We start from the raw sequence: 13,742 nt of genomic DNA, 5'->3' as shown, positions 1-13,742 counted from the left end.
TGCCGCCGCGTTGCCGGTTCCCGGCCGGTCCGTGGCCGGTCCGTGGCCGGTCCGTGGCCGGTCCGTGGACAGCTCTTGGCCGACTCTTGGCCGCGGGGCGGGCGTGAGCCTGGTCACCTGAGGGGTAATCCCTGTTGCGGGGGATCGGGACGTGCCTACGATCCTCCGCAGTACGCGTGGGCGCGGTGCGGTGTCGCCCACAGGGAGGAGCAGGCCATGCGGGTCAGCGGGTCAGTCGTCGTCGTCGCGGTCCTCGACGGCGGGTCGGGCGCGGGCCTCGCCCGCCGGTTCGCCGCGGCCGGCACCGTCGGCATGCTGATCGCCGACCAGCACGTCGGCATCGCCGAGGACCTCGCCGCCGAACTCGACCGGCCGGGCTGCCCCGTCGTCGGCGTCTGCGGCGACATCCGCCGCCCCAGCGACGTCGCCGCCCTCGTGGACACCGCCGAGAAGCACCTCGGACCGATCGACCTGTTCGCCGTGGCCGGCCCGGGCGGCGAGCGGATCATCTCGCTGGCCGAACTGCCCGCCCACCTCGACCTGGAGCGGCTCGCCGAACTGGTCGTCCTCGTCGGCGAGGCCATCGGCGAGCTCGTTCCGCCGCAGCGGCGGCCCGAGCCCGCCGCCACGGCGGCCTGAACCGCTACTCCCCGTCCGGCTCCCCGGCCGGCCCGAGGCCCTCGGCCGCGCGCACCGCGTCCCGGTAACCGCGCGCGGCCGACCGCAGCGCCGCGTCCACGTCCACCCCGGCGTCGTGCGCCCGCTGCGCCACCGCGAGCAGCAGCCGGCCCGCCGAGTCGGCGGTCAGCTCGGCGGGCAGCTCGTACGGCTCGTCCGGCACCCCGGTGAAGCCCGCCCGGCGCACCCGGGACACCAGCTTCGCCGCGTACGCCAGCGCGGGCAGCCCGGCCGGCACGCCGTCCAGCACCGACTCGCGGTCCGCCTTCTCGGCCGCCTTCAGCTGCTCCCAGTTCGCCTCCACCTCGGCGGCGCCGCCGGCCTCGGCGTCCCCGAACACGTGCGGGTGCCGGTACATCAGCTTCTCGACGATGTCCCCGGCCACGTCGTCGACGGTGAACGGCTCGGTCGGGTGCTCCTCGGCGATCCGGGAGTGGAAGAACACCTGCAGCAGGACGTCGCCCAGCTCCTCGCGCAGCGTCCCGCGGTCCCCCTCCTCGATCGCCTCGACCAGTTCGTACGCCTCCTCGACCAGGTACTTCACCAGGCTCTCGTGCGTCTGCTCGGCGTCCCAGGGGCAGCCGCCCGGGGAGCGCAGCCGGTCCATCACCGTCACCAGGTCCAGCAGCCGCGACCCCGGCAGGTCGTACGAGCCGGGCAGCACCTCGATCTCCGGCACCTCCCCGGCGTGCTCCACCGCGAGCCGCGCCAGCGCGTCCGTCAGCCCCGGGTCCCCGTCCGGGCTCCCCAGCCACACCGTCGGCCCGGCCCCGGCCGGCTGCCCGGTCAGCAGCCGCGCCAGCGCGGGCGCCGGCCCGGGCGGCACGACCTCCACCGCCACCCCGGCCTGCCGCACCGCCGCCACCTGCGGATGCCCCTCGTCCCCCACCAGCACCCGCCCCGCCGACCGCAACGCCTCCCACGCCGGCCACGCCAGCAGGCCGGGAGCCACCCGGTGGGTGGTGGTCAGCAGGATGAGCTTCGCGCCCGGGGCGTTCGTCGGCACAGCATTCGTCGTCACACCCCGAACCTACTCTGCCGCCCTCCGGAGGTGCGGAGGTGCGGAGGTGCGGCGGTGCGGCGGTGCGGAGGTGGGCCGGTGGGGAGGTGGGGAGGTGGGGAGGTGGGGCGGTGGGCCGGTGGGCCGGTGGGGAGGTGGGGAGGTGGGGAGGTGCGGAGGGGGGGAGGTGCGGCGGCGGCGGACGGTGTCCGCTGTGGGGGTCAGCGCGGGGCCGGGGGCCACGGCGTGGTGGCGGGGGTGAGGGTGGCGAGGGACTGGCGGAGGCGGCGGACGGCGGGGTGGTGGGGGCCGTCGCGGCGTTCGCGGTCGAGGAGCAGCGGGAGCAGCCACTGCCAGGCGTTGTGGGCGTCGCCGGTGGCGGCGAGCTGGAGGCCGATGCGTTCGCGCAGGTCGTAGCCGCGCTCGGGGTCGGTGTCGAGGCCGGACTCCAGGCGGGCGGTGTGGGCGGAGAGGAGCGCCTGGTACTCGGCGAGGGCCTCGGCGCCGTGCCCGAGCCGGTCGAGGCAGAGGGCGGCGCGGTAGCGGTGGTCCAGGCCCTGGGGGCCGTGCGGGCCGCCGTCGGCGGTCGCCGCGAGGCGGCGGTACTCGGGGAGGGCCTGCTGAGGGTGGCCCTCGTGCAACAGAGTGCGGGCGTAGATGGTGCGGATGGTGCGCACCAGGGGCGCGGCGTCGCCGAGTTCGGCCTCGGCCCGGGGCAGCAGCCGGGCGGCGAGGCCGAGCACCTCGGCGTGCCGGCCCGCGTCGACCAGGTCGGAGAGCCGGGCGCACTCGGCGCCGAGGTCCGGGCCGGCCGGGACGGGCGGGGGTGTCGGCGGGGCGGGCGGCATCAGGAAGGGCCGCGGCTCGGAGCGGACCGGCGGCGCCGGTACGGCCGCCGCGACCGGCGGCTGCGGCTGGTGCGGGTAGCGGAAGGGGCGGGCCGGGTCCGGCAACGGGGTGTAGCGGGGCTGCGGGGCCGCCTCGGCCGCGGGCAGCAGCGGGAGCAGCCGCGCGTACACGGCCCGGGCGTCGGCGGGGCGGTCGGCGGGCTGCTTGGCGAGCAGGTCGAGCACCAGCCGTTCCAGCGGCTGCGGCACCTCGGGGCGCAACTCCCGCAGCGGGACGGGCGGCTCGTCGACGTGGCGGCGTAGGACACCGAGCGCGGTGGGGGCCCGGAACGGTTCCTCGCCGGCGAGCATCTCGTGCAGCAGGCAGCCGAGCGCGTAGAGGTCGCTGCGCGGGTCGGTGGTGGCGGCGAGGGCCTGTTCGGGCGCCATGTAGGAGGGGCTGCCGACCGGCACGCCGGTGAGGGTGAGCCGGGTGGTCTCGGTGTCCAGGGCGGTGGCGATGCCGAGGTCGAGCAGGACGGTGCGGCCGTCCTCGCGGACCATGACGTTGCTCGGCTTGAGGTCGCGGTGGACGACCGGGATGGCGTGGACGGCGGCCAGCGCGGTGCACAGCTGCGCGGCGACGGCCGCCGCGCGCTCGATCGGGAAGGGCGCGTCCTCGGCGATGAGATCGGCCAGGCTGACCCCGGGGACGCGCTGCATGACGAGGTAGAGCTCGCCCTCGTCCTCGCCCGCGTCGAAGACGGTGACCAGCCCGGGGTGGTCGAGCGCGGCCGTGACCCGGCACTCGCGCAGGAAGCGTCGACGCAACTCGTCGCTGTGGCGGGCCCGTTCGCCGCCGGAGCCGCTCCCTCCGGGGAGCAGGTGCTCGGGGCGGAGCAGCTTGACCGCGACCGGGCGGTGCAGCCGTTCGTCCTGCCCGGCCCAGACCTGGCCCATGCCGCCGTGGCCGATCTTCTCGGTGAGCCGGTAACGGCCCGCGATCAGCCGGGCGGCGGTCACGGGCGGTCCTCGCGGGCCTGGCGGCGCAGCAACTCGCCCAGTTCGCGCAGGTCGTGGTCGGTCTCGTGGGCCGGGGGCGCTGGGGGCGGCGTCGCGGGGATGGGGGCTACGGGCGCGGTCGGCGCCGTGGGGGCGGGCGCCCCGTAGCCGGGCACGGTCGCCGCGTACGGCGGCACGTTCGGCGCCGTGTACGACGGCACGTTCGGCGCCGTGTACGACGGCACGTTCGGCGCCGTGTACGACGGCACGTTCGGCGCCGCGTACGACGGCACGTTCGGCGCCGCGTACGGCGGGACGGCCCGTGGCGCGGCCGACGGCGCCGGCGGCCCGGCCAGCCAGACCGCGCGGCTGTCCATCAGCAGGAAGTGCGCGGGCGGCAGGAGCCAGAGCACGGCCAGCGTGACCGAACCGGTGGTGTCGGCGGTCGGGTTCTTCAGAGTGCCGGCGACCCCGGCTGAGACGATCATGGCGAGCAGCAGCGCGCAGAACACCACCGCACCGGCGATGTCGTACGCCCGCCGGCGCCGGACCGCCAGCAGCAGCGAGGGGACGGCCCCGAGCAGGCCGAAGGTGAGCAGCGGGGCCACCGTGCACAGCACCCGCGCGGTCACCCCGAACCGCCCGGGAATCGCGGCCTGCACGCCCATCGCCGCCGCCCCGGGCTGCACCCCCGGCACGGTGCCCGGCGGCTGCCCCGGCCCGTACGGCGTGCCGCCGGGCGGCGGCCCGAACTGCCCGGGGTACTGCCCTGACATGCGCACTCCTGAGCTGGTGAGGACCGTCACCGAGGGCGGTGCGAACGGTTCCGCCACACCGTACCGCCCGACCCGCCCGCCCCGGAGGCCCTTCCGCCCGACCGCAGCGACACCGGAGGACACCGGCACTGAGTCCGAGTCACCTCCACGGCGGCCCTCAGGCCGGCGGCTCCAGGGTGCCGGTCGCCAGGGCATCGGTCGCCGCCTGGGTGAGGCTGCGGCCGAGGGCGGCGGCTTGGGCGAGGGCGGTGTCGAAGGCGGCGAGGCGGGCGAAGGCGGCGCCGAGGCGCTGCTGGGCGGGGAGCGGGAGGCGGGGGAGCTCGACCCGGCGGATGTCGAGGCGGGCGGTGGTGGTGGCGTGGCTGGCGGCGCGCCGGGTGCCGGCGGTGGAGCGGAACTGGCCGGCCAGGAACTCGGGGTCGAGGGCGCCCCGGTCGGGCCGCAGGAGGTGGAGCTGGCGGCCGAGTGCGACGCCGACCAGCGGGCCGTCGGCGGGGACGACCCGGGCGGTGCCGCCGCCGAGGGCGGGGACCAGGACGTCGCCGGGGCGGGTGCGGACGTCTCCGGCCGGGCCGGGGCAGTCGGCCAGGACGGCGCTGGGCGCGGCGCCGGTGGCGAGGTCCTGGTCGGTGACGACGGGGGTGCCGCCCGGACCCGTCCCGATCGGGCGGGTGGCGGCGCCGGTGCCGGAGGAGAACACCTCCAGCGCGCCGCCGCGGACCAGCTCGCCGATGGTGACCGTCCCGACCGGAGCCGCCCCGGACGCCCCGGACGCTCCGCCGCCGGCTCCGCCGGACGCCCCGCCGGACGCCCCGTCGGGCGCGGCCGCCGGCCGCGGCAGCAGGGTGGCCGGGTCGGGCAGGCCGGCCAGCAGCTCGGCCAGCCGCCCGCCGAGGTGGCCGAGTTCGGCCGCGCCACCGAGCGGGGCCGCGGGCGGCACGTGCCGGGCCGGGGAGAGGTCGGTCTCGTCGTCCAGCAGGTCGATGGCGGCCATCGCCCGGTGGACGCCGGGGCGGTCGTCGGGGACCGGCAGGCCCTCGCGCGCGGCGAGGTCGAAGCCGCGCCAGGCCTCCAGGACGGTGCGCCGCAGCTCGGTCCAGTCGACCTTGTCCCGTCCGCCCTCGGCGGTCGGCGCCCCGGCGGCCCCGGCCGGACCGGAGGGCGCCGCCCCCGCGTCGAGCAGCAGCACCTGGCGGAAGTCGTCCCCCGGCCGGGGCGCGCGCAGCACCCACAGGTGCAGCGGGACGCCGTACGGCGGGGCGGCGCCGGCCGGCAGCGCGATGACGGCCCGCAGCGCGCCGGAGCGCAGCAGTTCGGCCCGGATGCGGCGGCCTGCCCTGCGGGCGGCGACGGTCGGCGGGAGCAGCAGCGCGGCGAGGCCGCCGGGCCGGGTGTGCGCGAGGCAGTGCAGCACCCAGGCGAGTTCGGACTCGCCGCGCGGCGGGACGAGCCCGCCGGGCCAGCGGGTGTCGAACTGCAGCTCGTCGTGGCCCCAGTCGCGTTCGTTGTACGGGGGCTGGCAGAGCACGGCCTCGAAGGTGTCGCCGGGGAAGCCGTCGGCGCGCAGGGCGTCGCCGGCCCGCAGGTCGAGCGGGAGCGGGCCGGGTTCGTCGGCGGGGGTGTGCAGGGCGAGCCGGAGCCGGGCGAGGGCGGCGGTCACCGGGTCGGCGTCCTGGCCGTAGCGGCCGGTGGTCGGCGGGTGGACGAGCAGGACGGCGCCGAGGCCGACGGCCGGGTCGAGCACGGTGGCGGGAACGCCGGCGACGGCGGCGAGCAGCTCGGCGGCCTCCGGCGGGGTGGGGCTGAGCTGCCGGGTGTTGGCCTCGGCGTACCGGGTGAGCAGTTGCTCGTACGCGCCGACCGGGCCGCTCCGGGCGGCGAGTTCGGCGAGCAGCCGGGCGAGGTCCAGCTGGGTGCTGCCGAGCAGGCCCGGGAGTCCGAGGGTGCGGGCGCCGTCCGGGCCGAAGGCGTGCACGGCGGTGCCGGTGACGGCCCGGGGCAGTGTGACGGCGAGCCGGGTGTCCGGCCGGTCGGCGAGTTCGGTCCACCGACCGGGCTCGCGGTGCAGCAGCAGGAGCAGGGCGCCCGCCTCGACCAGCGGGGCGGCGGGGTGGCCGGCCGGGTCGCGGAGGGTGTCGACGAGCTGCCAGACCCGCTCCAGCAGCGGGAGTTCGGCGATCTTGCCCTGGGCGCGCAGCCAGGACTCGACCTCCGGGAGCGCGAAGGCCGGGCTGGCGTCGGTGCCGCCGACCGGGCGCGGGAAGTCGGGGTGGCGGCGGCGCCAGTTGCTGACCGCGGCCCGGCCGACGCCGGCCAGCCGAGCGATCTCGGCGGCGGTCACTTCGGAACGGTCCGGCACGGGGGCTCCTTCGGTGGGGGCTGCGACCGCACAGCAGGGGCGGGGGCTGTGACCACACAGCATAGCGACGCCCCTCGTCAGCGGAGTTCACATGTGAACAGAGCTGTTTTGTGAAATCCCATTGACTTGGTTCACGTTCCGGTGGTGTGATCTCCCCGTCGCCGCCGAACGGAGGCGACGCAGGGGAAGACCACCGATCCGCCGGGAGACACCCATGTCCGCGAACGCCCGCCGTACCGCCGTCCACCGCACCACCGTCCGTCGCAGCGCCACCCGCCGCACCGCCCTGCTGCTGGGCGCCGCGCTGGTCACCCTGAGCGCGACGGCGTGCAGCTCCACCAGCGGCCCCTCCGTCTCGACGGAGCCGAAGCGGACGGCAGCCGCCACCGGCTCCGAGGCCGCCAAGCCCGCCGAGAGCAAGCCCGCCGACGGCAAGCCGGCCGAGAACAAGCCCGCGGACACCGGCAAGGCCGCCGCCAAGGTCGGCGACACCATCGCGCTGAAGGGCAACGATCCGGCCGACACCGCCGACGTGACGGTGGTGAAGGTGGTCGACAACGCCGAGGGCGGGGACGAGTTCACCCACCCGGCCGAGGGCAACCGCTTCGTCGCGGTCCAGTTCCGGATCAAGGCGAGCGGCAAGAAGGCCTACAGCGACGTCCCGGGCAACAGCGCCAAGGTGGTCGACACCCAGGGCCAGGCCTTCGGCACCACGATCGCGGACACCAAGGCCGGCCCGAGCTTCCAGGTCCCCGCCAACATCGCCCCCGGCGAGAGCGCCCTCGGCTTCGTCACCTTCGAGGTCCCGAAGGACGCCAAGCTCGACAAGGCCCAGTTCGGCCTCGACAGCGGCTTCGCCCCGCAGACCGGTCAGTGGAAGCTCGGCTGACGCGTCGGTTCACCCGGTTCACGGTCCGGCCCGCGGGCCGCGTCCCGTCAACGACGGTCGGCGCCCGTTCACACGAAACGGCGGCCCCGGGGCAGAACCCGAGACCGCCGTGGACCACCCCGAGGACGGGCGCTACTTCTTCGCCCCCGCCAGGTCGTCGAACATGGCCGACAGGAACTCGGTGCACCAGCCCAGCAGTTCCCGCCCGACCAGCGGCTTGCCGCCGATTCGCCCGGTGCTCGGGCGCGGCACCAGCAGTTGCCGGGCCGCCGCCTTCACCTGGCTGCGCGGGTAGAGCCGGTTCAGCCGCAGCTGCTGGGACTCCCGCAGCTCCACCGGCCCGAAGCGGACGTTGGAGCCTTGGAGGGTGATGTCCGAGATCCCGCACCGCCGGGCGTACAGCCGCAGCGCCGCGACCATCAGCAGGTTCTCCACCGGCTCGGGCAGCTTGCCGTAGCGGTCCACCAGCTCGTCCCGGACCTGCGTGATGTCCTCCTCGGAGTTGACCGCCGCGATCGAGCGGTACGCCTGCAGCCGCAGCCGCTCGCCGGGCGCGTAGTCGTGCGGCACGTGGGCGTCGACCGGCAGCTCGATCTTCACCTCCAGCGGCTCCTCCTCCGGCTGCCCGCCGTTGGCCAGCGACTCGCGGAACTCCGCCACCGCCTCGCCGACCATCCGCATGTAGAGGTCGAACCCGACGCCCGCGATGTGCCCGGACTGCTCGCCGCCGAGCAGGTTGCCCGCGCCGCGGATCTCCAGGTCCTTCATCGCGACGTACATGCCGGCGCCCATCTCGGTGTGCTGGGCGATGGTGGCCAGCCGCTCGTGCGCGGTCTCGGTGAGCGGCTTCTCCGGCGGGTAGAGCATGTACGCGTAGCCGCGCTCCCGGCCGCGCCCGACCCGGCCGCGCAGCTGGTGCAGCTGGGAGAGGCCGAAGGTGTCGCCGCGCTCCACGATCAGGGTGTTGGCGTTGGAGATGTCGATGCCGGACTCCACGATCGTGGTCGACACCAGGACGTCGAACTCCTTCTCCCAGAAGTCGACGACGACCTTCTCCAGCTGGGTCTCCCCCATCTGCCCGTGCGCGGTGGCGATCCGCGCCTCGGGCACCAGGTCCTTCAGCCGGGCGGCCGCCTTGTCGATCGACTCCACCCGGTTGTGGATGTAGAACACCTGGCCCTCGCGCAGGAGTTCACGCCGGATCGCGGCCGAGATCTGCTTCTCGTCGTACGGCCCGACGAAGGTCAGCACCGGGTGCCGCTCCTCCGGCGGGGTGGTGATGGTGGACATCTCGCGGATGCCGGTGACCGCCATCTCCAGGGTGCGCGGGATCGGGGTCGCGGACATGGTGAGCACGTCCACGTTGGCGCGCAGCTTCTTCAGCTGCTCCTTGTGCTCGACGCCGAAGCGCTGCTCCTCGTCGACGATGACCAGGCCGAGGTCCTTGAACCTGGTCTCGGAGGAGAACAGCCGGTGGGTGCCGATGACGACGTCCACCGAGCCCTCGAACAGCCCCTCCAGGACGGCCTTGGCCTCGCTGTCGGTCTGGAAGCGGGACAGCGCCTTCACCGTCACCGGGAAGTTGGCGTACCGCTCGGCGAAGGTCGAGAAGTGCTGCTGCACCAGCAGCGTGGTCGGCACCAGCACCGCCACCTGCTTGCCGTCCTGCACGGCCTTGAACGCGGCCCGCACCGCGATCTCGGTCTTGCCGTAGCCGACGTCGCCGCAGATCAGCCGGTCCATCGGGACGGACTTCTCCATGTCCGACTTGACCTCGGCGATGGTGGTCAGCTGGTCCGGCGTCTCCGCGTACGGGAAGGCGTCCTCCAGCTCCCGCTGCCAGGGGGTGTCCGGGCCGAAGGTGTGGCCGGGGGCGGCCATCCGGGCCGAGTACAGCCTGATCAGGTCGGCGGCGATCTCCTTGACCGCCTTCTTGGCCCGCTGCTTGGTCTTCGCCCAGTCCGCGCCGCCGAGCCGGTGCAGCGTCGGGGCCTCGCCGCCGACGTACTTGGTGACCTGGTCGAGCTGGTCGGTCGGCACGAACAGCCGGTCGCCGGGGTGGCCGCGCTTGGCCGGGGCGTACTCCAGCACCAGGTACTCGCGGGTGGCGCCCTGGACGGTGCGCTGCACCATCTCGACGTACTTGCCGACGCCGTGCGCCTCGTGGACGACGTAGTCGCCGGCCACCAGCGCCAGCGGGTCGATCGCGTTGCGGCGGCGCGAGGGCATCCGGCGCATGTCCTTGGTGGAGGACCTCTGGCCGGACAGGTCGGTCTCGGTGATGACCGTGAGCTTGAGGTTCTCGTCGACGAAGCCGTGCTCGATGGAGCCGCAGGAGACGTGGACGACGTCCCGGGTGGGCGCCTCCGCGAGGTCGGCGACCAGCCGGGCCGGGATGCCCTCGTTGCCCAGCACCTCGGCGAGCCGGGAGGCCGGGCCGTGGCCCTCGGTCACCATGACGACCCGCCAGTCGGCGGCCAGCCGCTCCTTGGCGTCGGCGATCGCCCGGGCGGTGTCGCCGCGGTAGGCCTCGACGGCGTGCATGCCGAGGGTCAGCGTGTTGGCGTCGAACTCCAGGATGCCGTCGACGGTCGACTCGCTGGTCGCGAACGGGCTGACGGACCACCAGGCCAGCCCGATCCGGTCGGCGTGCTCGCGCACCTCGGCGAGCGAGCGCAGCGAGGCCGCGGAGACGTCGATGGCCTCCAGGTCGATCGGACGGTCCCCGCCGGACGCGGCCGCGACCCAGGAGGCGTGCAGGAACTCCTGGCTGGTCGCCACCAGGTCGGCGGCCCGGGTGCGGACCCGCTCCGGGTCGCAGACCACCGCGACGGAGCCGAGCGGCAGCACGTCCAGCAGCAGCTCCATGTCGTCCACCAGCACCGGCGCCAGCGACTCCATGCCCTCGACCGCGATGCCCTCGGCGATCTTGTCCAGGATCTCGGCCAGCCCGGGGTGCTCGGCGGACAGCTCGGCGGCCCGGGCCCGCACCTCGTCGGTGAGCAGCAGCTCCCGGCAGGGCGGCGCCCACAGGCCGTGCTCGGCGATCTCCAGCGAGCGCTGGTCGGCGACCTTGAAGTACCGGATCTCCTCGACCTCGTCGCCCCAGAACTCCACCCGCAGCGGGTGCTCCTCGGTCGGCGGGAAGACGTCCAGGATGCCGCCGCGTACGGCGAACTCGCCGCGCTTCTCGACCAGTTCGACGCGCGCGTAGGCGGCGGCGGAGAGCCGGCGGGCCACCTCCTCCAGGTCGTACGACTCGCCGCGCCGCACGGCCACCGGCTCCAGCTCGGCCAGCCCCTTGACCTGCGGCTGGAGCACCGAGCGGACCGGGGCGACGATCACCTGGACCGGCCCGGCCGCCGGGTCGTCCGCCCGCGGGTGCACGATCCGGCGCAGCACGGCCAGCCGGCGTCCGACGGTGTCCGAGCGGGGCGACAGCCGCTCGTGCGGCAGGGTCTCCCAGGCCGGGAACTCGGCGACGGCGTCGGCGGGCAGCAGCGAGCGCAGCGACGCCGCGAGGTCCTCGGCCTCGCGGCCGGTCGCGGTGACGGCGAGCACCGGGCGGCCGTGGTCCCCGGCGGCCTGCCCGGCGAGCGCGCGGGCCAGTGCGGCGACGGCGAACGGCCGGGCGGCGGGCGGGCCCACCAGGTCCAGGTGGCGGCGTCCGCCGGCCGCGGCTCCGGGGGCGGTGGCCGCCTCGATCGCCTCGGCGAGCGCCGCGTCCCGCGCGACGACATCGAGCAGTCCGGTCAGACTCATCTGGGGTCTCTTCTTCGTCCCGTGGCTGGTGCTGCCCCCGGGCGGCGAAGGCCCGCCGGGGCAACGCGAACGGCCCGGCACGCCGAGCGGCCGGGGGTCTCCAGCCTACGCCGAGGCACCGACACACACGCGGTGCACGCCTTCGGCGGGGCCGGACCGGGGCCGGACCGGGGCCGACGGCGGCCTGGTCGGGGCCGGCTCCGGGCCGGGTCGGGAGCCGAACCGCCGGCCGTCCCGACGTCCTCCCCGCACAGTCTTGTCAGGAGCACGTCCGGGGACGAACGACAGGACGGAACACCGGACCGCCCGGTGGACGAACCAACCGGGAGCCGCACCGGACCGGGCTCGGCTATCCGCCACGAACTGGACATACTCCTGTCACTGCCCGTCCATGGAGATCGCGCACCATGGTGAACGTGCCCGCCGCACCCAACCGTGGGGGATGGCTGTGGGGGCATTGTCGCACCACCGATGGGGGTCGGAGGTGCGAGGCCGGGCGGCCCTGGGTGGGGGCGCCCGCCCAAGCGCCGGGAACCGTGGCGCCCTTTCCTGGAGGGCGCCACGGGTCTCGGCCTCTTTCGTTCCGGGGCCCACCCGCCGGCCGGCCGCCCATCCCGTAGCCGCCACCCCTTCTCCCGGTCCAATCCCGCCGCCCGGCCACCGCCCCGCCGCCCCGCCGCCCGGCCACCGGTCCGCCCGGCTCCCGGCACGGCGAAGGCCCCGACCACCCAAGGCGGGGGGCAGTCGGGGCCTTCGCGACGCTTGGCCGGCGGCCGGTCAGCGGCGGCGGTAGCTCACCGTGTGCGGGGTCGCGTAGTCGCTGCCGTCGTCCACGATGATGATCTTCGGTACGATCCGGGTCTCGTCCTCCGAGGGCTTCCCGGCGCCGTCCCCGGCGGCGGTCTTCCCGTCGGCGGCTCCGGCCGCCGGGCCGTCGCCCACCCTCCCGTCCACCGTCTCCCCGGCCGGCGGCGCGGCCGGCTTCGGCGGCACCGGGCCGGTCGCCACCCGCCCGCCGATGGCCTTGGTGGCGCTGCTGCCGACCACCGGGGTCCGCAGCACGGTCGCGGACTGCTCCTGGGCGGGCGCCTTGCCCGCGGCCGGGGCCTCGGAGGCCAGGGCCTTGCGCAGGTTCGCCACCGGGATCTCCCCGGTGTCCGCCTCCGAGTCCACCGGCGCGGCGTCGTCCACCGGCCCGGCGTCGACGACGGCATCGGCGACGGCGGCGTCCGCGACCGCGTCCCGCGGAGCCGGCGGCGCCGGCACGGCCGCCTCGGCGGAGTCCCTGGAGGCCCGGGCCGCCGCGGCCACCGCCTCGGGCTCGATCTGGCCGACCGCCGCCCCGGTGAGCGAGGCCAGTGTGGCCTTGATGTGGTCCAGGTGCTGCTGCACCGTGTCCAGCCGGGCGTCGTACTCGCGCTGCTCGCGCTCGCTCGCCGCGTTGATCTCCTCGGCCTCCCGGCGGGCCCGCTCGATCAACTGGTCGGCCTTGGCCTGGGCGTCCGTCTCCAGCTGCTTGATCCGGTTCAGCACGGTCTCCCGCTGCTGCTCCGCCTCCTTGACCCGGCGCTCGGCGGTCGCCGACACCTCCGCGTCCTCGGCGTCGGCCTTGGCCTGGGCGGCGGCGAAGGTCTCGTCGGCCTTGCGGCGCCGGGCGGCCAGCTCGGCCTCGGCCTGCTCGCCGGCCTCGGCGGCGGCCACCCGCACCTTGGCGGCGTAGGCGGTGGCGGCGTCCCGGACGGCGCGGCTCTCCCGGTCGGCGTCGGACCGGATGCTCTCGGCCTCGGCCCGGGTCCGCTCCTCGGTGCGGCGGGCGGCCGCGTCCGCGTCGGCCCGGGTCGTGGCGGCGTACTCCTTGGCGGCACTGGCGGCCGCCTGCCCGGCCTCGTAGACCTCGTCCCGGAGGTCCTCGGCGAAGCGCTCGGCCTTCTCCCGGACGGCGCGCGCCTCGTTCTCGGCCATCGCGGCCAGTCCGGCGGCCTGCTCGCTGAGCACGTGGTAGTCGGGGTCCGGGGCCTCCTCGGCGGTCCGGCGGATGTCGGCCAGCCGGGCCTCCATCTGCCGGATGCCTGCACCCAGGACGCTCAGCCGCTCCCACGCCTCGTCCCGCTGCGCGGTGAGAGCGGCGAGGGCTCGTTCGACCTGCTCGGGCGCGTAGCCACGGCGGGCCTGGGTGAAGCCGTACTGGGGGACGGCGTCGCTCATGGGCTCTTCCCCTCGTTTCGCGGGCTGCGGAGCCCATGATCGGACGGAACGGACGGATCCGGAACCGGTTCGGAGCCCGGGGCCGGATTCCGTCGCCGTACGGACCGGAATGTGTCGAGGACCGGACGAATAGACCCATCCTCTTGACCTATTTTGCGCAGATCCGGGCGAAACCCCAACGAGGCACAGCTGCGGCGGCATGCTGAAGGGGTCGTTCCGGACACCGGAACGACCCCTCCCACCT

The 13,742-nt window shown here is 75.7% G+C and carries 8 protein-coding genes; 2 read left to right on the top strand and 6 right to left on the bottom strand.

The genetic code is table 11. The features are described 5' to 3' along the window. Window positions 1-216 precede the first annotated feature (216 nt). Window positions 217-639 (top strand): SDR family NAD(P)-dependent oxidoreductase, encoded by a 423-nt coding sequence (locus ACFY0X_RS06355; protein ID WP_387749591.1) that lies wholly within the window; start codon window positions 217-219, stop codon window positions 637-639. Between the two features lie 4 nt (window positions 640-643). Here the strand turns inward: ACFY0X_RS06355 and ACFY0X_RS06350 are convergent, their stop codons facing one another. From ACFY0X_RS06350 to ACFY0X_RS06335, 4 genes are all read right to left on the bottom strand, one after another. Then, window positions 644-1,699: a MazG family protein gene (locus tag ACFY0X_RS06350; RefSeq protein WP_387749588.1), complete on the bottom strand. Its 1,056-nt coding sequence runs from the start codon at window positions 1,697-1,699 to the stop codon at window positions 644-646. Window positions 1,700-1,899: 200 nt separating this feature from the next. Next, entirely contained in the window at window positions 1,900-3,528 is a 1,629-nt protein-coding gene (locus tag ACFY0X_RS06345) for a protein kinase (RefSeq protein ID WP_387749586.1), read from the bottom strand. Continuing rightward, on the bottom strand, window positions 3,525-4,283 hold the full coding sequence (locus ACFY0X_RS06340; RefSeq protein ID WP_387749583.1) for a hypothetical protein: 759 nt from the start codon (window positions 4,281-4,283) through the stop codon (window positions 3,525-3,527). Before ACFY0X_RS06340 ends, ACFY0X_RS06345 begins: the two co-directional genes overlap by 4 nt. 157 nt (window positions 4,284-4,440) lie before the next feature. Beyond that, entirely contained in the window at window positions 4,441-6,642 is a 2,202-nt protein-coding gene (locus ACFY0X_RS06335; protein ID WP_387749580.1) for an N-6 DNA methylase, read from the bottom strand. 214 nt (window positions 6,643-6,856) lie between these two features. Here ACFY0X_RS06335 and ACFY0X_RS06330 point away from each other — a divergent pair, with 214 nt between their 5' ends. Continuing rightward, window positions 6,857-7,531 (top strand): DUF4352 domain-containing protein, encoded by a 675-nt coding sequence (locus ACFY0X_RS06330; RefSeq protein WP_387749578.1) that lies wholly within the window; start codon window positions 6,857-6,859, stop codon window positions 7,529-7,531. Between the two features lie 132 nt (window positions 7,532-7,663). On the opposite strand, the gene mfd is transcribed toward ACFY0X_RS06330, so the two are convergent. Further along, window positions 7,664-11,293, bottom strand: coding sequence for a transcription-repair coupling factor (gene mfd / locus ACFY0X_RS06325; RefSeq protein ID WP_387749575.1), 3,630 nt, complete (start codon window positions 11,291-11,293; stop codon window positions 7,664-7,666). 777 nt (window positions 11,294-12,070) lie between these two features. Continuing rightward, window positions 12,071-13,498, bottom strand: a complete 1,428-nt coding sequence (locus ACFY0X_RS06320; protein WP_387749573.1) for a hypothetical protein — start codon at window positions 13,496-13,498, stop codon at window positions 12,071-12,073. Window positions 13,499-13,742 lie beyond the last annotated feature (244 nt).

Origin of the sequence: Kitasatospora sp. NPDC001547 (assembly GCF_042894165.1) — a bacterium.
In the GTDB taxonomy this organism is placed as follows: Bacteria; Actinomycetota; Actinomycetes; order Streptomycetales; family Streptomycetaceae; genus Kitasatospora.
Note: the sequence above shows the minus strand (reverse complement) of the source record. Positions and strands in the feature narration are given on the sequence as shown.